Origin of the sequence: Rhodococcus sp. Ni2 (assembly GCF_021352185.1) — a bacterium.
GTDB lineage: Bacteria > Actinomycetota > Actinomycetes > Mycobacteriales > Mycobacteriaceae > Rhodococcus_F > Rhodococcus_F qingshengii.
Map to the genome: position 1 here is coordinate 333929 of NZ_WOXZ01000003.1, position 23548 is coordinate 357476.

Genomic DNA, 23548 nt, shown 5'->3' on the forward strand with positions numbered 1-23548 from the left:
GTTCCTGAGCAGCACCTGAGAGAGCTGTGTGACGTCCGCCGCGACACGGGCGAGGACCCGAGGATGGATAGCGCCCGGCTTTGGTCTACGCTGCGTAGTAATTGGGCCTTCCCTCCGGGCATGCCCTAGTTGAATTTTGTGGCGATCAGGAAGGCGTGAACGTGGCGCAAGGTCGGATCCTTCGGCGAGCGGGGCTGGCAGTATCTCTGGGCATTGCTGCCTTGCTGCTGTCGGGTTGCTCCATCGACAACGAAGTGCTTCGTTTCGGGTGGCCTTCGGGCATCACCCCGGAGGCGACGCGCATGCGTGAGCTGTGGACGTGGTCGGTTGTAGCCGCCCTCGTCATGGGTGTGCTGGTGTGGGGGCTGGTCTTCTGGGCCGTCATCTTCCACCGCAAGAAGAAGGACTCGCCGGAATTCCCGCGTCAGACGGCATACAACGTGCCGCTCGAACTCGGTTACACGGCAGTTCCCTTCGTCATCATCGCGGTTCTCTTCTACTTCACCGTCATCGTTCAGAACCATGTTCTGGACAAGACGGACAATCCTGACGTCGTCGTAGACGTCACGGCCTTCCAGTGGAACTGGAAGTTCGGCTACCGCTCCATCGAGTTCGGTGACGGCTCCGCCAAGTACAACGGAATCGACGTCGAGGCCGAAGAGGCTGCAAAGACCGAGGGTTCCACCGTGAACGAACACGGGGAAGACGTCCCCGGCCCGATCCACGGCAACAGCACCGAGGACCTGAGCTACCTGCACTACGACAAGATCGAGACCGTCGGCTCCAGCCAGGAGATCCCGATCCTCGTTCTGCCCACCGGCAAGCGGATCCAGTTCGAACTTGCTTCCTCGGACGTCATTCACGCTTTCTGGGTGCCTGAGTTCCTGTTCAAGCGCGACGTTCTCCCGAACCCCAAGGAGAACCACTCGGACAACATCTTCCAGATCAGTGAGATCGAGAAGGAAGGCGCGTTCGTCGGGCGTTGTGCAGAAATGTGTGGCACGTTCCACGCGATGATGAACTTCGAGGTTCGTGCGGTTTCGCCCGAGGACTTCGCCAAGTACATCGAACTGCGCAAGGGTGACGCGGAGGGCAAGGGTGGTCTGACGACCGCCGAGGCTCTGCAGGCAATCGGTCAGTCGCCGGTGGCTACGTCGACCACGCCGTTCAACACCGACCGCGAGTACCGTCAGGCAACCGTCGCCACTGCAGGCAACTGAGCCGGCCAGCCTCTTCACTGAACAAGGACAAGTGCTGATATGAAGATCGAAGCCAAGCTCTTCGAGATCCTGACGATGTTCTTCATTCTCGTCGCGATCATCTACGGAGTGTTCACCGCTCTGTCACGCACAGGTATCGAGTGGGCCGGACTGACGGCCATCGTCCTGTCTGCAGGTCTGACGCTCATCGTGGGTACCTACTTCCGCTTCGTCGCCCGTCGTCTGGACACCCGTCCCGAGGACTACGACGACGCTGAAATCTCGGATGGTGCAGGAGAACTGGGCTTCTTCAGCCCGGGTAGCTTCTGGCCGATCCTGCTTGCCGCTGCTGCTGCACTCGCGGCAGTGTCGCTGGCGTACTTCCAGCCGTGGCTCATCGCAGTCGCAGTTGTCTGTGTGCTCGCCGCAGCCGCAGGCCTGGTGTTCGAGTACTACACCGGACCCGAGAAGCACTAGTTTCACCCGCACTCGAACAGAGGCGCCGCACCCACCCGGGTACGGCGCCTCTGTTGTCGTTTATGTGAGTTTCGGTGGTAGGAGGGTGCCTGTCAACAACCGCTCTCTGTCAATCGTGGAGCGAGTATTCGAGGTCGTAGCGGTGCAGACCGTCGACGACCTCCAGCTCGAGAGTGCCTGAGATGCCCTTCAACTCGCCGGTTCCGGACCCCGGCACGATCTCGTACAGAAGCTTCTGCGTTCCGTCGATCATCTGACCGAACTGCTGCAGGGCGAACGATCCCACAGCTTCGTCGACCTGCCCCGTGACAAACTCCAAAGCGACATAGCCCGCTGCACCGGCTGTCGGATCGCCCGCGGACAGCATCAGTCCGGACGACGTGCCTTCGACGCCGCCGATGAACGTCTTGTCGAACTCGAAGCGTCCGACGCGTCCGGAGAGCTCAGGATCGGCGGGGCGAAGATCGATCTCGAAGGTGCCGCGTGCATGGGATGTCATGGTCCGAGTATCTCACCAGGCGACAACGCCTCGAGGGGACTCCCGAGAACGTGCAACACTCGGTAGATGATTCTCGAACATGCCGTCCTGCAGGTCGATCCGTCGCAGTCAGCGCGTTTCGAGGCCGCATTCGACGTGGCCCGAACCATCATCTCCGAGGTTCCCGGATTCATCAGGCTGCGGCTCTCGCACTGCCTGGAATCACCGGAGCGATATCTCCTGCTGGTCGAGTGGGAAGACGTGGAGTCACACACCATCGGGTTCCGTAAGTCGCCAGGATACGAGAAGTGGCGAGAACTTCTCCATCACTTCTACGAGCCGTTCCCGACGGTGGAGCACTATTCGACTGTGCTCGAGGTCTAGCAAAGCGTAGTGCCTGCTGTTGTCGGCGCTCAGACGACGAACCGGGGGAGTGGTGCCCACTTGGAGGTTGTCCATACTGAATCGCTCAGAGAACGAGTGAGGCCCCGAACCGGAATCCGGTTCGGGGCCTCACTGGTCAACTGACGTTCTTAGTGGAGTTCTCCACTTGAACCATCGGACTTGCCGTTGGTTCGGTTCTGGTAGTCCAGAAGGATCTGAAGCTGCTCGTGCTCAGCTTCGTGATGAGCGGCTTCGAGAGCCTCGCTCTCCTCGACTGGGTCAGCGGTGATCAGGCTACCGCTACCGGGCTTGCCGGCGAGGCCGAGCTTGTTCATCTTCTTCGGGACAGCAGCACCCTGGTACTCGAGCGGGATCGGGTGTCCGTGCTCGTCGACGGGGCCGAGCGGCTGGTGGATCTCGATGTACTGGCCGTTCGGCATCCGCTTGATGATGCCGGTCTCGATGCCGTGTTCGAGGACTGCACGGTCACTGCGCTGCAGGCCGATGCAGAACCGGTACGTCACGAAGTACGCGATGGGCGGAAGGATGACCATGCCGATACGGCCGATCCACGTCATTGCGTTCAGCGAGATGTGCAGGTGGTACGCGATGATGTCGTTGATGCAGGAGATCGTGAGCACCAGGTAGAACGCGATGGACATCGCACCGATAGCGGTACGGACCGGCACGTCGCGCGGGCGCTGCAGGATGTTGTGGTGAGCGTCGTCTCCGGTGAGACGCTTCTCGATCCACGGGTACGCGATCAACAGTGCGAAGACGAGGCCCATGATCAGGGCGACGGCGAACACTGCAGGGATCGTGTACCGGTTGAACAGGTAGATCTCCCACGCCGGCCACAGTCGAGCAAGGCCGTCCGTCCACATCATGTAGATATCGGGCTGGGAACCTGCCGAGACCTGTGACGGGTTGTACGGACCGATGTTCCACACGGGGTTGATCTGGAACAGACCACCGAGCAGTGCGAGCACGCCGAAGGTCATGGCGAAGAACGCGCCACCCTTCATCGCGAAGACCGGGAGGATGCGGACGCCGACGACGTTCTGTTCCGTACGGCCGGGGCCGGGGAACTGCGTGTGCTTCTGGTACCAGACCAACGCGAGGTGGCCGGCGATCAGAGCCAGGATGATGCCCGGGAACAGCAGCACGTGAGCGACGTAGAGACGCGGGATGATGAGGTCGCCGGGGAAGTCGCCGTCGAAGATCAGCCAGTGCATCCAGGTACCGACGATCGGGATACTCATCGTGATACCACCGAAGGCGGCGCGGAGGCCGGTGCCCGAGAGCAGGTCGTCGGGGATGGTGTAACCGAAGAAGCCTTCGAACATCGCCAGGATGAGCAGCAGGCAGCCGATGACCCAGTTCGCTTCACGTGGGCGACGGAAGGCGCCGGTGAAGAAGATGCGAGCGAGGTGAACGATGATCGACGCCGCGAACATCAGTGCAGCCCAGTGGTGAATCTGGCGAACGAAGAGACCGCCGCGCACCTCGAAGGAGATGTTCAGGGTCGTCTCGTAGGCGCGAGACATCGTGACACCGCGAAGCGGCTGGTATGCGCCCTGGTAGACGACGTGTGCCATCGACGGATCGAAGAACAGCGTCAGGAACACACCGGAGATCAGCAGGATCACGAAGCTGTAGAGCGCGATCTCGCCGAGCATGAAGGACCAGTGCGTCGGGAAGACCTTGTTGATCTGCCGGCGCATGCCTGCGGCGAGGTGGTAGCGGGAGTCCATAGCCTCCGCTTGTCCAGCCGCTGCCGCGCTGATCTTGGACGGTTTGGTTGTTGTTGTGGTCACGGTCGACGCTCCCAAAATGCCGGGCCGAGTGCTTCGATGAAGTCACCGTCGGCGACCAGGAAGCCCTCTTCGTTCACTGTAATAGGCAACTGCGGAAGTGCGCGAGCAGCGGGACCGAAGATCGGCTTGCCGTAGGTCAGTGCGTCGAACTGCGACTGGTGGCAGGGGCACAGAATACGGTTGCTCTGCTGTTCGTAGAGCGAGGTGGGGCAACCCAGGTGGGTGCAGATCTTCGAGTAGGCGAAGTAATCGCCGTAGTTGAAGCTTTCCTGGCCCTTACGCTTGGTGACACGCGCGGTGTCTTCCGTGCGAAGGCGGATGAGCATCACCGAGTTACGAATGCCGCGCAGTGCTGCGAGCAGAGCGTGCTCGTCGCCACGGTCGGACTCGCGGAACGGGAAGACCGTTTCCATCGAACCGGCATCGAGATCTTCCGGGCGAACGAGGACGATGTCCTCGGGACGGCCGGTGTCACGACGCAGGTAGATGGTCTCGCCCGGGTAGTTCGGGGTCCAGCCGGACACCCACAGAGGTGAGTCGTCGCCCTTGGCCCACGGGTTCTTGATGAGTCCGCCGAGGGGCATGACCATCATGACGCCGAGTGCGCCGCCGCCGAACATCAAGCTGCGCTTGATGGCCTTGCGGCGGGGGAGGGTGGACGTCTCGAGGGTGTCGCCGAGCTCGGCGACGATCGTGCGACGATCGACCTCGGTGGAACCACCGTCGTGGCGGTCCTGGATCGAGACCTCTTCGGGGATGAACTTCTTGGTGAACTGAACGGCACCGATGCCGACGCCGAGGATCGCCAGACCCATGGTCAAGCCGATCAGCGGGGTGTACAGGCTGTACTTGCCGTAGTTCTCGTCACCGGCGCCTGCGTACTCCCACGGCCAGAACAGGTAGATCGCGATGAACGCGATCGCCGAAACGCCGGCGAGGCCGAACCAGAAGGCGACGTTGCGCTCGGCGCGCTTTTCCGCCCTGGTGCCCTTTACCGACCAACGATCACGGCGGTAGACGACATCGACGCCATCGAGATTGGTACCCAGCTTGACCAGGTCGTCGCGTGACATCGCGTCGAGCTCTTCATCTGTGTACTTCTTAGGCGTATCGCCGCCATGCTGGCCAGCGTCGCTCATGACCTTGCTCCGATCCACAATGCTGCACCGACGACAGCGATGATTCCGACGGCCCACATGGCGAGACCCTCAGAGGCCGGACCGAGGCCACCGAGCCCGTACCCACCGGGGTCCTTCGACTCGCCCGACGACTTGACGTAGGCGATGATGTCCTTCTTCTCCTCGATCGTCAGCTGACGATCCGAGAACTTCGGCATGTTCTGGGGACCGGTAACCATGGCAGCGTAGATCTGCTGCTCGCTGGCCGGATCCAGGACCGGGGCGTACTTGCCCGAGGACAGTGCGCCACCGCGGCCGGTGAAGTTGTGGCACGACGCGCAGTTGAGCCGGAAGAGCTCACTGCCGCGTCCGACGTCGCCACCGCGCAGCGAGGACTGGGCGATTTCGCCGTTCTCGTCGCGGATGAGCGTCGGGCCGCCGCCGTTGGCCTGGATGAAAGCGCCGAGGGCGTCGGTCTGCGCAGCATCGAACTTGGGGTCCTTGCGTGCAGCCTGGGCCTCGTTGCGAGCTGCCGGCATACGACCAGAGGAGACCTGGAAGTACACGGCTGCTTCGCCGACGCCGATGAGGCTGGGACCGCGGTCCTGCACGCCCTGCAAGTTCGCGCCGTGGCACGTGATGCATGACGTGTCGTACAGCTGCTTGCCTTCACGAATCAGGGCTGCTGAATCGTCACTGGCGGTCGCAACCTGCGGAGCTGGTGTCAACGCCGAAGCGAGGAAACCTGCGCTGATCAATCCCATCATCAATACGAGCGCGCCAGTGACGCGCCGGCGGATTTTCCGCTGGCGACGCGACTTCGCGGCATTCGCTGAGTTATCGGATGCGGGAGGGGGGGATGAACTCATCTGTATCCCTTTGGTATGTCGGGACGGAACTGGACGTCAGGGGCTGCCTGGGGCGTACAGCTGATTAACGGATGAAATAAATCGTGGCAAACAGCGCGATCCACACGATGTCGACAAAGTGCCAGTAGTACGAAACAACGATCGCGGCGGTGGCCTGGGCGGGCGTGAACTTGCTGACCCGGGTACGTGCGATCAAGAAGACGAAGGCGATGAGACCGCCGATGACGTGCAGACCGTGGAAGCCGGTGGTCATGTAGAACACCGAGCCGTACACGCTGCTCGAAATCGTGGTGCCCTCGTGCACGAGGTGGTAGTACTCGTAACCCTGGCCGGCGACGAAGAACGCCCCCATGACCAAGGTGATGGTGTACCAGCGACGAAGTCCGAAGACGTCGCCACGCTCAGCCGCGAAGACACCCATCTGGCAGGTGAACGAAGATGCGATAAGCACCAAGGTCACCGGCACGGCCAGATAAAGGTTCAATTCGGTTGGCTCCGGCGGCCAATTTCCGTTCGCCTGAGCTCGTGCCACGAAGTACATGGCAAAGAGCCCTGCGAAGAACATGAGCTCACTTGACAACCACACGATGGTGCCAACGCTGACCATATTCGGCCGGTTCAGCGAGTGCACGCGTTGGGTGATTGCCGATCCTGAAGTCCCTACTGCGCTCGTCACAGACAGAAGTATGACGCTTCGTCGTAAGAGACGACCACTCGGGTCCACCATCGGCGCGTCGCTCGGCTCGAGTTCGCGGGATCGGGCGGCGAACGCGCTGGTGGCGTGGTCGGAATATGCTGGCGCGATGGCAGCTACACACAAGAGTAGACCGTGGTTCCTGAGAATTTTCGGCACGAAGATTCCGACACCGCTCGATGCAGGGCGGTCGGATCTGGTCGTCGTTGCCGAAGGCTTCGACGACGCCGAGGCGAGCTCGACGGCTCTCGAACGTGCCGCCTCCACCGAGCCGGAGTTCAGGGCGGAGTCCGAAGTGGTTCTGCGGCATCATCTCGACCTCCCGGAGGGCTCGGTAGCCGATGCCGAGAGCATCGTCGCCCAGGACGGATATGTGCGAGGCGTGGGTCGGCCCGAGGACGTGACTCCGGTGGTCGAGAATTCGGTTCGCGTCGTCTTCGAGCGTGTCCAGGTGCTTGACGCCCTGCATTGCTCCCAGGAGCGGTCACGAATGGCCGGTCTGGCGCAGCGACTCGGTGGTTCGGTCGCCGGGTGGGACGCGCTCCAGCCCCCGATACTTGTGGAGGCGCCGCCCAAACGCGGTCGCAGAAAGTCCTGAGCGGCCCTATTCGGTTTCCTCGTTACCTCACTGACTAGGCTGCGAGGGTCATCGGCAGCACAAAATGGCAGCGCGAAACGACAGCTCGAAACGACAGCTCGAAATCCAGCCCACTTGAACGACAGGGGACCAAGGCACTATGGCCGGCACCGACGCATCCAACGCCGTGAACGTCGATTCGAGTGCAGTGGTGCGGTCCTGGCCGATGATTCTCGGTTTGCTCACGGACGGCAGTGACTTGTCGGAAGCCGACAGTCGCTGGGCTATGGGCGAGATCATGTCGGACAACGCCACCTCCGCTCAGATCGCTGCTTTCGGGGTCGGTCTGAAGATGAAGGGAGAAACCCCCGCGGAGTTGGAAGGGCTCGCCGCCGCGATGCTCGAACACTCCAGGCGCGTGCCGGTCGATTCCGACGTCGTCGACATCGTCGGCACGGGTGGTGACCGCTCCAACACGGTGAACATCTCGACGATGGCCTCGATCGTGGTTGCCGCGTCCGGTGTGCGAGTTGTCAAGCACGGCAACCGCGCTGCTTCGTCCAAGAGCGGTGGCGCCGACGTGCTCGAGGCGCTCGGCGTTCGCATCAACCTCGGGCCGGAGCAGGTTGCGAGGTGTGTCGAAGAGGTCGGCATCGGCTTTTGTTTCGCGCCGGTCTTCCATCCCGCACTGCGCTTTGCGGCGGTGCCTCGCAAGGAAATCGGCATTCCAACGGCATTCAACGTGCTCGGTCCACTGACCAATCCGGCTCGTCCGCGTGCCGGGCTGATCGGGTGCGCATTTCCGAAACTGATCTCGGTCGTCGCGGGAGTCCTTGCGCAGCGCGGCAATTCGGCGTTGGTGGTACGGGGAGACGACGGACTGGACGAACTGACCACATCGACGACGTCGACGGTTCACATCGTCGGCGGTGGAAGTGTGCGAACTGTCACGCTGGATCCGCGTGACCTCGGAATCGACCGCGTTCCTCTCGAAGAGTTGCGTGGAGGCGACGCCGAAATCAACGCCACCGTCGCCAGAACGCTGCTTTCCGGGCAGAAGGGGCCGGTCCGGGACGCGGTCCTGCTGAACGCGGGAGCAGCCATCGCGGCATTCAACGGTGTCGGCGACGATCTCGAGAGTGCGATCTCTGCCGGGATGACTGCAGCCGCTGCCGCGATCGACAGCGGCGCGGGCGCTGAACTGCTTCACAAGTGGGCGGCGCTCACCGCCGAGCTGGCCGACCAAGCCTGATCGAGGGGCTATTCACCCAGCGAGAAACCGGCCTCGACGTCTGCGCTGGAGAATGACTGGAACGCAATGTGTGTGGCGGTTCGGAGAACGCCGGGCACCTTGTTGATTCCTCCGGTGACCACGTCGGCGATCTGGGCGTGGTCACGCACTTTCACGATGGCGATCAAATCGACGTCACCTGCGCACGAGTAGACCTCGGTCACTCCGGACAGGTCGGCGACGGCCTGCGCGGTTTCCGGGATCCGAGCGGACTCGGCGTGAATCATGACGATGGCGTTGATCATTTCTCTCCTCGATTTCCCTGCGGGTTGTGATGACCCGGTGGTTTCGATCGAGCTTAGGGGTGCCGCCCCGCCGTTACGTCATCGATGTTCGGATTCGGTTCCGGCTCGGGCGAGTCGGCACCAGGCTTCCCACTTGCCGGCGCCGCTCACAGGTTCGACGTATCCGGATGTCGCCGACACGATTCGGACACCGTCCGACGAGAGCCACCTTGCGATCAGTCCCAGTTCTTCGGGTGACGCGCCGCGGAACGGGGCGTCGTCCGGTAGGACGGTTTCGGCCGCCGCGGTGATGGCGTCGACGACGGGCATCGGGTGAGTCCCACGTCTGGCGAGCCCGGCGGACGCGAGACGCCCGGACCGGATCACCGACAGCTCCCAGCCGCCGTCTCCGGTGGGGCGGGCGAGAACGAGTTGTTCGATCGCCGCGACTGCGGCGAGTCGCTGAGTGCGCCGCACTGCGGTGGCGACTGCGACCGTTCGGTCACGCAGACGCGCAGCATTCTCGAACAACGCGTGTGCGGACAGCTCGTCGATCCGGGCCTGCATCTGTTGGAGGGGAGCGTCGTTGGTTCCTCGGAAGAATCCACGCACGGCCTCAGGGGCGGCCGCGTAGTCCTCTGCGTTGATTTCCGGGGTCCAGGAGGCTGGACACGCCCCCAGTTCGCGAGCGGGGCAGTCAGGGCCGTGAACGGCGCCGCGTCCGAGACGCTTGGTACACGTGCGCAGACGACTGAACTCTGCGACGGTGTCGGCGACGTCGACTGCGTCGGCGCGAGAGGTGAACGGGCCGATCGAATCGGCCGTGGGCGTGCGAACCACGGACAGTCTCGGAAACGCCTCGTCGGTGAGGGTGATCCACCAACCTCGCTTGGGAAACTTGGAGCGACGGTTGTACGGCGGCGCATGCGCGCTCAGCAGTCGTAGTTCACGCACCCCGGCTTCGAGAGCGTGCGCGCACTCGACATGGTCCACGCGGGTGGCCAGCGCGACCATTTCCTTCATCCGGCCGCGGGTCTCCGAACCGGTGAAGTAGTTGCGGACGCGGCGTCGAAGGTCGGTAGCAGTTCCTATGTAGAGGGCTTCGTCGGAAGGACCGCGGAAAAGGTAGACACCGGGGCTTCGCGGCAGGTTTGCGGCGAAGGACCGTTTGGCCCGTTGATGCGAGGAAATGTTGGGCAGGTAGTCGACTAGTTCGCTGTAACTGTGGACACCCTGGTTTCCGACCCTGTCGATCAGTCCGTGGAGGACGTCGACGGTCGCACGCGCGTCGTCGAGAGCCCGGTGCGTCGGCTGGGTGGTCACTTGGAAGAGATGGGCGAGTGCGGAGAGTTTCACCGAAGGTGCTTCGTCGCGTGTGAGTACGCGCCGGGCGAGTTTGACGGTGCACAGGACACGGAACGCAGGCCACGGGCGCGCGCTGCGTGACGCCGCTGCTTTGAGGAAACCGATGTCGAACGGCGCGTTGTGTGCCACCAGCACCGCGCCCTCGGCGAACTCGAGAAATGCAGGCAGGACACGTTCGATGGGAGGTGCGCCGATCAGCATGGCCGTGGTGATTCCGGTCAGTTCGACTATGTAGGGCGGAATCGACCGGCCGGGGTCGACGAGTGTTGCCATTTCGCCCAGTACCTCGCCGCCGCGGATCTTGACGGCGCCGATCTCGGTGATGGAGTCCTGGTCGGCGCTGCCCCCTGTGGTCTCGAGGTCGACGACGACAAATGTTGTCTCGCTCAGCGGTGTGTCCAGTTCGTCGAAGCTCAGTTGCCGCCCGACGTCGAACTTCTCCCCGTCGGAGAACGGGGGCGGAGACGGAAATTCTCGGGCCGAGGCGGGACTCACACCGCAGACAGTAGAAGTACCCCCCGACACGAATTCGAGAGTGCAGACACGGAATCCGACCCGCACGGACTTCCGTTGCGAAATCGGTCGATGAACGCCCGACAAAAGTAGGAGAGACGAGGATCACACTTGCGGTGGGAACTCGCGAATGTGGACGCGCGCCTACTTGTGAGTAGGGCGAGTCGAGGGGGTCTTCGGTGCGTCTGTCGACGGCTGAAACCGCGTCCGTGACCGGAACAAGTTCTAGTTTCAAGTAATCATCGTTGAACTGCATGGAAGATCGGATTGTCGGGTTTGGTGAGCCTTGGCAGTGGGTAGCGGGCGCGGGTTTGACGGCCTGGAGTGGGTCGCCGAACCGACCTGTTGTTATCTCCCCGTGACCCGCCGGGCGTATCGCGGGCGCGGCACCACGATTTCCGGCGAATCGGGCGCGATTGTCACGAAGCGGTCGACATCGTCGCGATCATTTCGTAACCTTCCTGAGACCTAACGAAGTCTTGCCGGACCAAACAGGACCGGCATCGTCAGGAACCGCCTAATCGGGATCTCCGCGAGGAACCCGAACCGGGAACCCAAGTTTCCACTGGGGTGAATCCCGCCTGGGGTGCAGCACGCAGGATCGCTGCAGACCACGCGGGTAGGGCTGATCTTCCCAGCCCGAACCCGTCAGCTAACTCGGTCGGCGGATGAATGGAAGAAATGGAGCACCCCTTAAGTGGCGTCACAGAGTTTCAAGCGTTCAGCGCAGTTGGCAGTAGCCGGCGCGCTCGCAGTCGGAGCATTCGCTGCAACCGCTGCACCTGCCTCGGCAGACCCCATCACCATCCCCGGCGTCGGCACGTTCGAGGTTCCGGGCGTTTCTATTCCTCAGTTGCCGGTCATTCCGGGCATCACCGACATCGCACCGGCTGCACCGGCCGCTCCCATCTCCAGTGCTGGTGAGCAGGCAGTTCGCGCCGCAGAGAGCAAGCTGGGCTCCCCGTACGTGTACGGCGCAGCCGGCCCGGACGCATTCGACTGCTCCGGTCTCGTTCAGTGGGCATACAAGCAGGCCGGTCTCAACCTGCCTCGCACGAGCTACGACCAGGCTGCAGCCGGCGTTGCCGTCGCACAGTCCGATCTTCAGGTCGGCGACGTGATCTCCTTCTACGGCGGATCGCATTCGGGCATCTACGCCGGTAACGGCAATGTCATCCACGCGTCGACCGCTGGTCAGCCCGTGAAGCTCGCTCCGGTGTCCTCGATGCCGTACGACGGCGCTCGCCGTTACTGATTTCTGAACACGCTCGACGGCTGTCTCCGGTAGGCAGTCGGAACGATCCGCCGCTGTGATGCGGCGGAGCTCGGGGGAGCTCCGGATCTTCGAATGTGGGCCTCGAATCTTCGATTCGGGGCCCACATTTTCGTTTCGCGACAATTCGCCCGGTACTTCACCCCGACACGCCTACCGGCGAGTAGACACAAACGTATGCCGTTCCGTAACCTTATCGAGACATTGCGCGGCCGAGACAGGTACTGTGGATAGTTGACAGCCAGCTAACAGATCGTCGACCGGTCCCGGTCGGCGTCGCTTCACCGAGACGGAGAGTTGCATTCCGTGGTTTCATCGAAAAACAACAGTCGAGTACGGGCCGCATTGACAGTGGGAGTGCTGGCGTTCGGACTCGTTGCAGGGCCTTCGATGCAGGCCGGTGCCGACCCCGTCATCACCAACCCCACCGAGGCGCTCGACAAGCTCGGTGAACTCTCCCGGGTTTCCGAGCAGACCAACGAAGCGCTGCACAACGCGCAGATCGACCTCGACGCGAAGCTGGCAGTCGCGAATGATGCGGACGTGCGATCGGCAGCCGATCAGGGTCTTCTCGACGCGGCTTCGGCGCGCGTCGCCGAGTTCGCTCCGGCGGTAAACCGTATTGCCACAGCGAATTACCAGGGTGCGCGAACCAATCGCCTCTTTGCGTTGATGGTGAGCGACTCGCCGCAGCAGTTGCTCGACCAGATGTCTGCGCTCGACGTGATTTCCAACGACGCGGCAGTACAGGTCTCTCAGTTCAACCAAGCCACTGCCGATGCGCGTGCCGCCTCGGAAGCGTCGAAGCGATCGGCCGAAGAAGCGCGAACCGCCGCCGATCAAGCCCGCGCGCTCAGTGACGATTTGCAGCGCAAGCAGAGTGAACTGCAGACGCAGATCGCCGACGTGACCAAAGCCTTCCAGAATCTCACCGACGACGAACGTAACCAACTGAGCGGTACGCCTTTCCCGCCGGACGTCGATCTCAGCAAAATTCTGGCTAACTTGACCCCTGGCTCGGGTGCTGCTGCTCTGCAGGCAGGCCTCACGCGGATCGGTGACCCGTACGTCTGGGGCGCGACCGGCCCGAACGAGTTCGACTGCTCAGGTCTGGTGGTGTGGGCCTACAAGCAGATCGGAAAGACTCTGCCGCGATCGAGCCAAGCGCAGGCGCAGGGCGGTGTACCGGTGTCGAGGGACCAACTACAGCCCGGCGACGTCGTGACTTTCTACAGCGACAACTCGCATGTCGGCATCTACGCCGGCGACGGAAACATTCTGCATGCGTCGACGTTCGGCGTACCGGTGAAGGTCCAGTCGATGGCAGGCATGGAGTTCTCCACTGCGCGTCGTTACTGACGGCTTGCTGCGCCCGAGCGGCGTGTGGCCAGCCGCCGTGAAGCGTCGAGTCGAGTTCTCCTACACTCGGCACCGTGCCGACTGAACCGATGACGACGCCCGACGTCGGCGCAGATCGACCACGCCGTTGGGAGTATCCGGCCCTCGTGGCGCTCGGTGTAGCCGTGGTGCTCGTTCTGGGCCTGACGATCTTCCTGACGAACAGGTCCGATTCCGACGAAAATGCCGCCGCCGAACAGGACGCGGAACGCAGCGCTCAAGTCCAGAGCTTTCTCGATGCATGGGCCGCGGCTCAGATGTCCGACGATCCGTCGGGGCTGGCGAAGTTCGTCGACAGTGCCGCCGCACCCGGTGTGCTCGAGGCGGAAGTTCGACGAGCCACTGCTGCGGGAGCGCTTGAATTCTCCGACTGGGGATACGAGATTCCCAGCGGCGGCCTGACTCCGGCGCCGCGAACCGGTGCGCCGGGCGGAGACGTCGAAGTATGGAATGCGCAAGTTCTGTTGCGGTACGCCCTCGACGGCGTCGACGCATTGCCCACGCGCAAGGCAGTGTCCATGACGCTCGCGAAACGCGGCGATCAGTGGTCGGTTCTTGCGGACGGGTCGATCGTCGGACTGGACGGCGCCCGAACGGCGGGCGAATCCTGGAACGGCCCCTGGGACTTCGGCCCGCTTGCCGTCGCCGAGAATTCTGCGGGTAACGCGCTGGTGATCGGCCACCCGGGTCAGCAGGCGTTCGTCGACGCTTTGGCTGCCGATGTGGACTCAGCCATCGAGAACACGACGCAGTTGTGGGGGCCGTGGTGGTCCGAGCGCGCGGTGCTCATGGTGGCGGGGTCCGCTGAGGAATTCACCGCACTGGTCGGCTCCCATCACGACGGCGCTTCGATTGCCGCAGTGTCGGTCGCGGATGCGACGGCGGACGGGTCATCCGACGTGAGTGGCCAGCGAGTGGTCTTCTCGCCTGCCGCGGCTTCGAGGTTGACCGACATCACCAGGCGAACGGTGTTGCGCCACGAACTGATGCACATAGCCGCCCGATCGAAAACCCGTGACGGGTCGCCGATGTGGGTATTGGAAGGGTTTGCCGAATACGCGGGAAACCGTGGATCCTCGCGGGCCTGGGGTGAGATCGCGCCGACTCTGGCGGCAGCGGTACGCTCCGGCGATACTCCGACCGAGTTTCCGGACGACACGCAGTTCAGCGGTGTACCGGTCGTGAGTTCACTGGCGTACGAATCGGCGTGGTCGATCAACGCGTATATCGCCGATCGATTCGGAGAAGCAAAGCTGACCGACCTCTTTCGCGCTCTCGCCTCCGGAAAGATGACTGCCGAAGACCTCGATTCGCGGATCCGAGCGGTCGTTGGCGTCGGAACCGAGGAACTGCGAGCCGGATGGGTCGACTGGACCAACAGCCATCTGGGCTGAGCGGTTCGCGGCTGGGTCGATTGCAGCGGCGAGGTGCCCTTCGCACGTTTGAAGCACCGAGTGCCCTACGGTGGACGGATGCGCCGGACCCTCTTGGTGACCAACGATTTTCCTCCTCGCCCCGGAGGTATCCAGTCCTATCTCCACACGTTCGCCGGGCATCTGCCGCCGGACAAGTTGGTGGTGTACGCACCGCGGTGGCGGGGCGACTCGCACAAGAAGTTCGATGCGGCACAGCCTTTCGAGGTTGTTCGGCACCCGACGACGCTGATGCTGCCGTCGCCTTTTGTCGCTCGTCGAGCCGCGAAGTTGGTCAAGAAGCACGACTGCGAGTCGGTCTGGTTCGGTGCGGCAGCGCCGTTGGCGTTGTTGGCGCCGGTTGTTCGACGTGCCGGAGCGAGCCGAGTGATCGCGAGTACTCACGGCCACGAGGTCGGATGGTCGATGATTCCCGGTGCGCGGCAGTCGTTGCGTGTGATCGGTGACCACACCGATGCGGTGACGTTCGTCAGCAAATACACCCGTGGGCGGTTCTCGGCGGCCTTCGGCCCGCAAGCGGCGCTCGAGCACCTTCCTTCCGGAGTGGACACGTCAGTGTTCCACCCGGACTCGGTCGCCCGCGCGGAACTGCGTAAGCGATACGGGCTGGGCGAGCGGCCCACGATCCTGTGCCTGTCGCGGCTCGTGCCACGCAAGGGGCAGGACATGCTCATCAAGGCGCTGCCGACCGTACGCAAGAGCATTGACGGGGCGGTACTGGTGATCGTCGGAGGTGGGCCGTACGAGGACCATCTCCGCCAATTGGTGCGTAAGACCGGGATGGACGATCACGTCGTCTTCACGGGCACGGTGCCCGCCGCAGAGTTGGCGGCGCACCACACGATCGCCGACGTGTTCGCCATGCCGTGCCGTACCCGAGGCGCCGGATTGGACGTCGAAGGACTGGGAATCGTCTACCTCGAGGCCTCGGCTACCGGTGTGCCGGTCATCGCCGGGCGCAGTGGTGGCGCTCCGGAAACGGTGCAGCAGAACAAGACCGGGCTCGTGGTCGACGGCACCTCTGTTCGCGACGTCGCCGAATCCGTGATCGAGGTGCTGTCCGATCGTGATCGCGCGGCCGCGATGGGAGCAGCCGGCCGGGCATGGGTTGCCGAAGACTGGAAGTGGGACACGCTCGCTTCGAAACTGCGTAATCTCCTCGGCTGAGCAAACGGGACTCGAACGCGAACGGCCCGCACCGAATTCGGTGCGGGCCGTTCATGTCGGCACGTTCGTGTCGGCAGAGGACTGATCGGCGAAAGACTACTTGGCGTAGATCTTTTCGATGTCGGCGGCAAAGCTCTCGTGCACGACGTTGCGCTTGAGCTTCATCGTGGGCGTGAGTTCGCCTGTGTCCTCGGAGAAGTCGACCGGAAGAATGCGGAACTTCTTGATCGCCTCGGCGTGTGAGACGAGCTTGTTGGCCTCGTCGATGGCGTCCTGGATTTCGCCGACCAGTTCGCCGTCCGAAACCAGGTCGGCCGCTGTGGTTCCTGCGGCCTTGTTGTTGCGCTCGTTCCAGGCGGGGAGAGCTTCGGCGTCGATGGTGATGAGGGCGCCGATGAAAGGCTTCTGGTCGCCGACCACGATGGCCTGGCTGATCAGCGGGTGCGCGCGAAGGGAATCCTCGAGCTGAGCGGGGGAGACGTTCTTGCCGCCTGCCGTGACGATGATTTCCTTCTTGCGGCCGGTGATGGTGATGTAGCCGTCCTTGTCGACGGTGCCGAGGTCGCCGGTGTGGAACCAGCCGTTCTCGATCGACTCGGCGGTGGCCTTCTCGTTGCGCCAGTAGCCGGTGAAGACCACCGGTCCCGAGAGGAGGATTTCGCCGTCTTCTGCGATACGAACGGAGTTGCCGGCCAACGGCTTTCCGACAGAGCCGACCTTCTGTGCGCCGATGGTGTTGACGGCGAAGGCCGCGGTGGTTTCGGTCAGTCCGTAGCCCTCGTAGATCGTGACGCCGATACCGCGGAAGAAGTGGCCGAGTCGAGCGCCCAGAGGTGCACCACCGGAAATGGCCAGCTGGCACTGCCCGCCGAGCGCTGCGCGCAGCTTCGAGTACACGAGCTTGTCGAAGAGAGCGTGCTTGGCCTTGAGAACGATGCCGGCGCCGCCCTTGTCCTGCGCCTCGCTCCACGCGACGGCGGTGTCTGCGGCCGCGTCGAAGATCTTTCCCTTGCCGTCGCCGTGCGCCTTGGCGCGTGCGCTGTTGTAGACCTTCTCGAACACGCGCGGCACCGAGAGGATGAAGTCGGGCTTGAACTCGCCGAACGTCGGAACGAGGTTCGGGATGTCACTCGTGTGCCCCAGCGCTGCACCGGCGTCGAACGACGCGATGCTGACTGCGCGAGCGAGAACGTGCGCGAGCGGCAAGAACATCAGCGTGCGGACGCCAGGAGTCTTGAGCAGCGTGCCGAGGTTGGAGTCGAGGATGCCCTTCGACTCGGCAATCAGGTTGGAGTGCGTCAGCTGGCAGCCCTTGGGTCGGCCCGTGGTGCCCGACGTGTAGATCAGGGTCGCGGGATCGGATGCCTTCAGTGCCGCGACGCGGGCGTGGACGTCCTCGTCAGAGATGTCGGCGCCCAGTGCGGTCAATTCCTCGACGACACCCTTACCGCCCGCCGCGGCATCGATCTGGTAGACCGTGCGCAGCGCGGGTGCGGCTGCAGCGACGTCCTTCACGGTCGCGGCATGTGCGTCGTTCTCGACGATGAGGTCGATTGCTTCGGAGTCCTCGAGAATCCAGCGAACCTGCTCGGCTGCGGAGGTTTCGTAGATCGGAACCGTCACGCCGCCGGCCGCCCAGATGGCGTAGTCGACGAGCGGCCATTCGAAGCGAGTCGCCGACATGAGGCCGACGCGATCGCCCTGCTCGACTCCGATCGCGATCAGGCCCTTGGCGACGGCAGTCACCTGAGCGGCGAAATCGCCTGCAGTGACATCGACCCATGCATTTCCGACTTTGCGCTTGTAGACAACCGCCGCCGGCTTCGTCTTCGCGAAGGCGAAGACCGAGTCGACCGCGGAGGCATCCTCGGGAATGGTGAACGTCTGGGGTGCGCTGAACTCAGGCACGAAATACCTCCGACACTGCGAAATACTGACGAGTAGGGTTTTCGTCTCCTACTGTAGTCGCATGTCCGACGCAGTTGTGGCCAGGCTTACAGTCTGTCCGGTATGTAGTGTTGCGACACCCCTCGACGCTTCGCGGACGCGATATGTGAAGCTACTTCGGTGAGCAGCATTCAGGTCGCAGACCAGACTTTCATCGCCGCCCCGCCCGAGCGGGTCGCCGAACTGTTGTCCTCGCGCGCGCAGTGGCGTCGCTGGTTCAGTGATCTCGAGCTCGAAGTCCGGGAAGATCGCGGTCCCGCAGGATTCCGTTGGGGAGTGTCAGGTCAGCTGGTCGGCACCATGGAGGTGTGGCTCGAACCGGTCATGGACGGGACGATCGCGCACTACTTCCTGCACTGTGAGCCGGTCGGCGTATCGCCGTCCGATCTGGCGACCCTCGACCTCGCCGGGATGAACCGCAAGCGTCGGGTCGATGGCAAGGTCATGTCGTTCCAGCTCAAGCGCGAACTCGAAGCGGGACGTGCCGCCGGAGTAGCACCGGACTGATAATCGAAGCACTGCACGCTGTGCAGGTTCTGGACTTTTGACGAAGGAAGGTAGCGCAGTCGTATGGCCGAGAAGACCAAGGGGTTGATCAGCATCGACGCTCCTGCCGACGCCGTGATGGACGTCATCGCCGATTTCGAGCGGTACCCCGAGTGGGTGGCCGCGGCGAAGTCCGTCGAGGTGACGGCGCCGGGACAGGGCGGCCGCGCGGACCGAGTACGTTTCGTCCTCGACGCGGGGATGGTGAAGGACACCTACGAACTGCAGTATTCGTGGGCACCGGACGGTATGGCGGTGAGTTGGGAGCTGATCTCGGGCGAGATTCAGAAGTCCCAATTCGGTTCGTACACCCTCGAGCCCGGCCCGAACGGCACCACGTCGGTCACCTACGAGTTGACGGTCGACCTGACGATTCCGATGATCGGACTGTTCAAGCGCAAGGCCGAGAAGATCATCACCGACACAGCTCTGAAGGAACTGAAGAAGCGAGTCGAGGGCTGAGTGCCGGAGCAACGATCGCGCGTCCAACTGTTCGTCGGTAAAGGCGGAGTAGGCACGACGACGCTTGCCGCAGCGACTGCTGTGTCGGCTGCGACCGATGGGGCGAGAGTGCTGCTCGTGTCGATCGATCAGGCAGGTTCTCTTGCAGACGTCCTGGGCGTGCCGAATCCGCGAACGACCACATCTCTCACCGAGCGTCTCGACGTCCGGCAACTCGACACGTCAGCGCTCCTCGAGGACAAGTTCCGAGGATTGTCGGGGTTGATCGACGCTGCAGGAACTTTCGGAGCGGGAGATCACGAACACGGTTCGTCGTTCGAGGGCTTGGAACCGGAAGAGTTGACGGGATCCCTGGGCATCCAAGACATGCTCGGGCTCGCCGAGATCGTCGACTTCTCGGACAGCGGCGACTACGACCTCGTGATCGTGGACTGTCCGGCCGCAGCCGAAGCGCTGCGGATACTCGGCTCGCCGTCGATGGTGTCGGAGTATCTCGAGCGATTGTGGCCGCGGCACAGGCGGATGGTCGCTGTGACAGGTACGGACATGCGGCTGCTCCTGCTCGTGTCCGTCGTCGAACGCGTGCTCGCGTCGGTGGATCGGATCGCGGTTCACCTCTCGGATCGGGAGAACACCGGCGTGCGTGTGGTGACGTCGGCCGACGGCGTGTCGGTCGCGGCGACTCGTCGGACGTTGTCCGGGCTGGCTCTGGCCGGGTTGCGAGTTGACGGGATTGTGGTCAACAACCTTGTCCCGCAGTTCAACTCGTCCGCCGGGAAGGGTGTCGACGATTCACCGGCGGCGCAGTGGCTCGCGTCGATCCGGGCGGCTCAGGCACTCGTCGTGGACGAACTGCGTGGATCAGCCGATGGAATGTCCGTCACAACGGTCGAACGCGCTTGCGCCGAACCGGTAGGGTTGGCCGCTCTGGGCGAGATCGCGGCCACGTTCGAGGGTGGAACGGGCACGGATTCGGGCACCGTCGGTACCGCGGACAACATCGTGGTGTCGTTGGAGTCCGGGACCGGAGTCGATTCGGTGTACGTGATGCGGATGTACCTTCCGCTCGTGGATCCGTCGTCGTTGTCGTTGGGCCGGGTGGAGGACGATGTGCTGGTGGGAGCAGACGGCGTACGACGCAGAGTTCGTTTGGCGTCGGTGCTGCGTCGTTGTGTCGTGAACGGGGCGGAGTTGGACGGCAGTTACCTGATCATCCGGTTCAGCCCGGATCCCGCGGTGTGGCCGGTATGAGCGAAGAGCACGAGCGCCTCGTCGCGGAGTTTCGCGCGCTGGCGGAAACCGTTCTGACGCGCCTGGAACCGGTGCTGCAGAAGGCTGCAGCAGCGACGGCCGACGTTGCGAGTGACTCGGCGTCCACGGACACGCAGCCGGTGTTCACCGGCTGCAGCTGGTGTCCGGTGTGCGCCCTCGCCGCACTGGTTCGCGGTGAGCACCACGAACTGTTGGCATTCCTCGCGGGTCAAGCAGCAGCATTCCTTGCGTTGCTTCGTGAGATTCTCGACGAGTTTCTCGGGGGGCCGTCAGGCCCCGATCGTGGACCCGAAGGCGGTCCGACGACGCCAGGTGCGGAGCGAACTCGCACGGCGGCATTTGTCCCGATCAACGTGACGGTCAAGGACTGACTCAGTACCCCGGGTAGAGCGAACGGCCCGAGATGAGCACAATCGACACAATGGTCACCGACGCACGAGGCACCGATTCAGGGTGCGCACTCCAGCGGACGCCGCTCGCGCGGGAATCGTCGCGATGAGCGCGCGCCGCTTGAAAGCGGTCTCCGACTCCACCATGGACGACATCTTGACGGTCGGCATCGACGTCGGCGGGACGAGTATCAGGGCCTCCGTCGTGGACGTCGACGGACAAGTGCTCGAGATGATTCAAGCCCCGACCCCGCAGTCGGCCAGGGCACTCGAAGACGGTCTCGATCGCGTCGTGCGCGAATTGGTCACCAGGCACGAGGTATCGGCCGTGGGGTTGGCGGTCGCCGGCTTCATCACCTCCGATCGAAGCTCGGTTCGGTTCGCTCCGCACTTGCCGTGGGTGGACGCGCCGGTCGGAAGTGACTTGAGCAAGCGGCTCGGCTTGCCGGTCGTTCTCGAACACGACGCCAATGCGGCGGCTTTCGCGGAGCATCGATTCGGCGCGGCCGCAGGTGGCCGCAATGTCGTGATGGTGGCAATCGGGACCGGCATCGGTGGTGCGCTGCTGATCAACGGTGAGCTGTACCGGGGGAGTCACGGCGTCGCCCCCGAACTGGGCCACATCCAGGTCGTTCCGGGCGGGCGTCAGTGCGCGTGTGGCAAACGTGGGTGTTGGGAGCGCTATTGCAGCGGAACGGCGCTCGTCGACACGGCAATCGAACTGCTTGCCGCCGACCCGGCCGCGTCGACGGTCCTGGCGCGCGAGGTAGCGGTGGATCCTGGTTCGCTCACCGGTCGCCGGATCGCCAACGCCGCGCAGGACGGTGACCCACTCGCGCTGGCAACGATCGCCGAGTTCACCCGTTGGCTGGCCGTGGGTCTGGCCATGGTCGGTGACGTCTACGATCCCGATCTGGTCGTGATCGCCGGCGGCGTCGCGAGTTCTGCCCCACTGTTTCTCGACGACGCCCGCGAGCAATACGCGACATTGTTGACCGGGGCGAAGCACCGCCCACTGGCCCGCATCCGTTCCGCTCAGCTGGGCGAAGCTGCGGGCATGGTCGGCGCCGCCGCTTTGGCCCGATCGGTAGTGCCTCAGGATCTCGGTGGGGTCGACGGCGCTGGAACCACGTCTGCCGGACTGTGATCGGGTCGATCCTGCAGGGGCGTGTGTAGCGGGGGTTACCGGTCGGCAGTAAGGTCGTACTCAGCGAAATTCAGCTGTGAATGGGAGGGACGCCGTGTGGTATTGGCTCTTCAAGTATGTGTTGCTGGGGCCGATTCTCTGGCTGCTCGGGCGTCCGACGGTCAAGGGTCACGAGAACATTCCGACTGACGGGGCGGCCATTCTGGCCAGCAATCACCAGGCGGTTCTGGACTCGTTCTACCTTCCGCTTCGCGTCAACCGCCGCATCACGTTCCTTGCCAAGAGTGAGTACTTCACCGGTTCCGGTCTGAAGGGCGCTTTCCAGAAGTGGTTCTTCACCGCGGTCGGTCAGGTCCCCATCGACCGAACCGGTGCAGACGCGGCGCAGGATGCACTCAACGCCGGTCTCAAGGTCCTCGGTTCGGGCAGCCTGCTGGGTATCTACCCCGAGGGGACGCGCTCGCCTGACGGTCGCCTCTACAAGGGCAAGACCGGAATGGCGCGCCTCGCACTTGAATCGGGCGTCAAGGTGATCCCGGTAGCGATGGTCGGCACCGACAAGATGAATCCGATCGGCTCACGGATGTGGCGTCCCGCCAAGGTCACCGTGATCGTCGGCGAACCCATCGATTTCTCCCGCTTCGAAGGCATGGGCGGAAACCGCTTCGTCGAGCGCGCTGTGACCGACGAGGTGATGTACAAGTTGATGAAACTCTCCGGCCAGGAGTACGTGGACATCTACGCGGCAAGCCTCAAGAACCAGGCGCCCACGAAACCCGAAGCTGCCGTCGACGTTCCGGCGGAAGGCGGCGAGTCGGTTGTCGATCTCGTGGCCTCGGCCGAGTCGAAGGAATCCGCGAAGACCGACAAGGATTCGCTCCCGGACGCACAAGCCAGCTAGAGATTTCCCACACCGGCCGCACGCGCATTGGCTCCAGAGCCTGCGCGTGCGGCATAGTTTTCGGACGTGCGCTACTTCTACGACTGTGAATTCATCGAAGACGGTCGAACCATCGATCTCGTGTCCATCGGCGTTGTCTGTGAGGACGGCCGAGAGTACTACGCGGTTTCGACGGAGTTCGATCCCGCCCGTGCCGGTAGTTGGGTGCGCAAGAACGTGCTGCCGAAGTTGCCGCAGCCTTCGTCGCCGCTGTGGAAATCACGCGAGAAGATCCGCGACGATCTTCTGAAATTCTTCGTTCCGCGGCCGATGGTGGTTCCGGAGCTCTGGGCGTGGGTCGCCGCCTACGACCACGTCGCGCTGTGCCAGTTGTGGGGCGACATGACGGAACTACCGCAGTCGATGCCGCGGTACACCCGCGAACTCCGACAGTTCTGGGAAGACAACGGCAGTCCTGCCCTCCCGTCGGCGCCCGCCGACGCACACGACGCACTTGCCGACGCCAGGCACAACCTCGTGAAGTTCGACGCCATTTCGGCTGCACGGTCACTTCGCTGACCCAGGTTTCGGTGCGCGGGAAGTGTTCCGATTGGGCTGCGATCGAGAG

At 63.4% G+C, this 23548-nt stretch carries 24 protein-coding genes and 1 riboswitch; of the genes, 16 read left to right on the top strand and 8 right to left on the bottom strand.

Going from position 1 to position 23548, the window contains the following annotated elements:
* The first annotated feature begins 155 nt into the window (after positions 1-155).
* Both GN300_RS28080 and GN300_RS28085 read left to right on the top strand, forming a co-directional pair.
* Positions 156-1220 (top strand): cytochrome c oxidase subunit II, encoded by a 1065-nt coding sequence (locus GN300_RS28080; RefSeq protein WP_063316160.1) that lies wholly within the window; start codon positions 156-158, stop codon positions 1218-1220.
* A 39-nt stretch (positions 1221-1259) separates the two neighbouring features.
* Positions 1260-1676, top strand: coding sequence for a cytochrome c oxidase subunit 4 (locus GN300_RS28085; RefSeq protein WP_003941723.1), 417 nt, complete (start codon positions 1260-1262; stop codon positions 1674-1676).
* A gap of 109 nt (positions 1677-1785) precedes the next feature.
* Here GN300_RS28085 and GN300_RS28090 read toward each other — a convergent pair whose 3' ends face one another.
* Positions 1786-2175 carry a DUF3224 domain-containing protein gene (locus GN300_RS28090; RefSeq protein ID WP_063316159.1) on the bottom strand — a complete coding sequence of 130 codons (390 nt, stop codon included), beginning with the start codon at positions 2173-2175 and terminating at the stop codon, positions 1786-1788.
* Positions 2176-2241: 66 nt separating this feature from the next.
* Here GN300_RS28090 and GN300_RS28095 point away from each other — a divergent pair, with 66 nt between their 5' ends.
* Entirely contained in the window at positions 2242-2538 is a 297-nt protein-coding gene (locus GN300_RS28095; protein ID WP_019748908.1) for an antibiotic biosynthesis monooxygenase, read from the top strand.
* A 149-nt stretch (positions 2539-2687) separates the two neighbouring features.
* Here GN300_RS28095 and GN300_RS28100 read toward each other — a convergent pair whose 3' ends face one another.
* The 4 genes from GN300_RS28100 to GN300_RS28115 all read right to left on the bottom strand — a co-directional run bounded on the left by GN300_RS28100 (position 2688) and on the right by GN300_RS28115 (position 7018).
* Positions 2688-4292 carry a cytochrome bc complex cytochrome b subunit gene (locus tag GN300_RS28100; RefSeq protein ID WP_007730057.1) on the bottom strand — a complete coding sequence of 535 codons (1605 nt, stop codon included), beginning with the start codon at positions 4290-4292 and terminating at the stop codon, positions 2688-2690.
* 59 nt (positions 4293-4351) lie between these two features.
* Positions 4352-5494 (bottom strand): ubiquinol-cytochrome c reductase iron-sulfur subunit, encoded by a 1143-nt coding sequence (locus GN300_RS28105; protein WP_007730058.1) that lies wholly within the window; start codon positions 5492-5494, stop codon positions 4352-4354.
* Positions 5491-6342, bottom strand: coding sequence for a cytochrome c (locus GN300_RS28110; protein WP_003941682.1), 852 nt, complete (start codon positions 6340-6342; stop codon positions 5491-5493). Before GN300_RS28110 ends, GN300_RS28105 begins: the two co-directional genes overlap by 4 nt.
* A gap of 64 nt (positions 6343-6406) precedes the next feature.
* Positions 6407-7018 (bottom strand): heme-copper oxidase subunit III, encoded by a 612-nt coding sequence (locus GN300_RS28115; RefSeq protein ID WP_007730060.1) that lies wholly within the window; start codon positions 7016-7018, stop codon positions 6407-6409.
* Between the two features lie 127 nt (positions 7019-7145).
* Between GN300_RS28115 and GN300_RS28120 the strand changes: the two genes are divergently transcribed.
* Both GN300_RS28120 and trpD read left to right on the top strand, forming a co-directional pair.
* The gene (locus GN300_RS28120) at positions 7146-7634 is read left to right on the top strand and encodes a hypothetical protein (protein WP_063316282.1); all 489 of its coding nucleotides are present in this window, start codon (positions 7146-7148) and stop codon (positions 7632-7634) included.
* Between the two features lie 139 nt (positions 7635-7773).
* Entirely contained in the window at positions 7774-8865 is a 1092-nt protein-coding gene (gene trpD, locus GN300_RS28125) for an anthranilate phosphoribosyltransferase (protein WP_003941751.1), read from the top strand.
* 8 nt (positions 8866-8873) lie between these two features.
* On the opposite strand, the gene GN300_RS28130 is transcribed toward trpD, so the two are convergent.
* Complete coding sequence (locus tag GN300_RS28130; protein ID WP_003941677.1) at positions 8874-9149, bottom strand: Lrp/AsnC family transcriptional regulator; 276 nt, start codon at positions 9147-9149, stop codon at positions 8874-8876.
* A 78-nt stretch (positions 9150-9227) separates the two neighbouring features.
* On the bottom strand, positions 9228-10988 hold the full coding sequence (locus GN300_RS28135) for a DEDD exonuclease domain-containing protein (protein ID WP_167349886.1): 1761 nt from the start codon (positions 10986-10988) through the stop codon (positions 9228-9230).
* A gap of 522 nt (positions 10989-11510) precedes the next feature.
* A riboswitch (cyclic di-AMP (ydaO/yuaA leader) is annotated at positions 11511-11689 on the top strand.
* Between the two features lie 14 nt (positions 11690-11703).
* On the opposite strand from GN300_RS28135, the gene GN300_RS28140 reads away from it, so the two are divergent.
* The 4 genes from GN300_RS28140 to GN300_RS28155 all read left to right on the top strand — a co-directional run bounded on the left by GN300_RS28140 (position 11704) and on the right by GN300_RS28155 (position 16277).
* Positions 11704-12261 (top strand): C40 family peptidase, encoded by a 558-nt coding sequence (locus tag GN300_RS28140; protein WP_063316158.1) that lies wholly within the window; start codon positions 11704-11706, stop codon positions 12259-12261.
* 324 nt (positions 12262-12585) lie between these two features.
* A complete protein-coding gene (locus tag GN300_RS28145; RefSeq protein ID WP_003941704.1) occupies positions 12586-13638 on the top strand; it encodes a C40 family peptidase in 1053 nt (350 codons plus the stop codon).
* Between the two features lie 74 nt (positions 13639-13712).
* The gene (locus GN300_RS28150; protein WP_223304499.1) at positions 13713-15071 is read left to right on the top strand and encodes a peptidase MA family metallohydrolase; all 1359 of its coding nucleotides are present in this window, start codon (positions 13713-13715) and stop codon (positions 15069-15071) included.
* A gap of 78 nt (positions 15072-15149) precedes the next feature.
* Positions 15150-16277: a glycosyltransferase family 4 protein gene (locus GN300_RS28155; RefSeq protein ID WP_063316157.1), complete on the top strand. Its 1128-nt coding sequence runs from the start codon at positions 15150-15152 to the stop codon at positions 16275-16277.
* A 96-nt stretch (positions 16278-16373) separates the two neighbouring features.
* Here GN300_RS28155 and GN300_RS28160 read toward each other — a convergent pair whose 3' ends face one another.
* Positions 16374-18185 carry a long-chain fatty acid--CoA ligase gene (locus tag GN300_RS28160; RefSeq protein ID WP_003941777.1) on the bottom strand — a complete coding sequence of 604 codons (1812 nt, stop codon included), beginning with the start codon at positions 18183-18185 and terminating at the stop codon, positions 16374-16376.
* 159 nt (positions 18186-18344) lie between these two features.
* Here GN300_RS28160 and GN300_RS28165 point away from each other — a divergent pair, with 159 nt between their 5' ends.
* From GN300_RS28165 to GN300_RS28195, 7 genes are all read left to right on the top strand, one after another.
* Positions 18345-18731 carry a hypothetical protein gene (locus tag GN300_RS28165; protein WP_003941776.1) on the top strand — a complete coding sequence of 129 codons (387 nt, stop codon included), beginning with the start codon at positions 18345-18347 and terminating at the stop codon, positions 18729-18731.
* 63 nt (positions 18732-18794) lie between these two features.
* Positions 18795-19232 (top strand): SRPBCC family protein, encoded by a 438-nt coding sequence (locus GN300_RS28170; protein WP_003941701.1) that lies wholly within the window; start codon positions 18795-18797, stop codon positions 19230-19232.
* On the top strand, positions 19233-20483 hold the full coding sequence (locus GN300_RS28175; protein WP_063316156.1) for an ArsA family ATPase: 1251 nt from the start codon (positions 19233-19235) through the stop codon (positions 20481-20483).
* On the top strand, positions 20480-20875 hold the full coding sequence (locus tag GN300_RS28180; RefSeq protein ID WP_007730069.1) for a hypothetical protein: 396 nt from the start codon (positions 20480-20482) through the stop codon (positions 20873-20875). Before GN300_RS28175 ends, GN300_RS28180 begins: the two co-directional genes overlap by 4 nt.
* A gap of 124 nt (positions 20876-20999) precedes the next feature.
* A complete protein-coding gene (locus GN300_RS28185) occupies positions 21000-22040 on the top strand; it encodes an ROK family protein (protein WP_020969875.1) in 1041 nt (346 codons plus the stop codon).
* Positions 22041-22134: 94 nt separating this feature from the next.
* Complete coding sequence (locus GN300_RS28190; protein ID WP_029538272.1) at positions 22135-22941, top strand: 1-acyl-sn-glycerol-3-phosphate acyltransferase; 807 nt, start codon at positions 22135-22137, stop codon at positions 22939-22941.
* Between the two features lie 66 nt (positions 22942-23007).
* Positions 23008-23499: a polyadenylate-specific 3'-exoribonuclease AS gene (locus tag GN300_RS28195; RefSeq protein ID WP_003941683.1), complete on the top strand. Its 492-nt coding sequence runs from the start codon at positions 23008-23010 to the stop codon at positions 23497-23499.
* Positions 23500-23548: the final 49 nt, after the last annotated feature.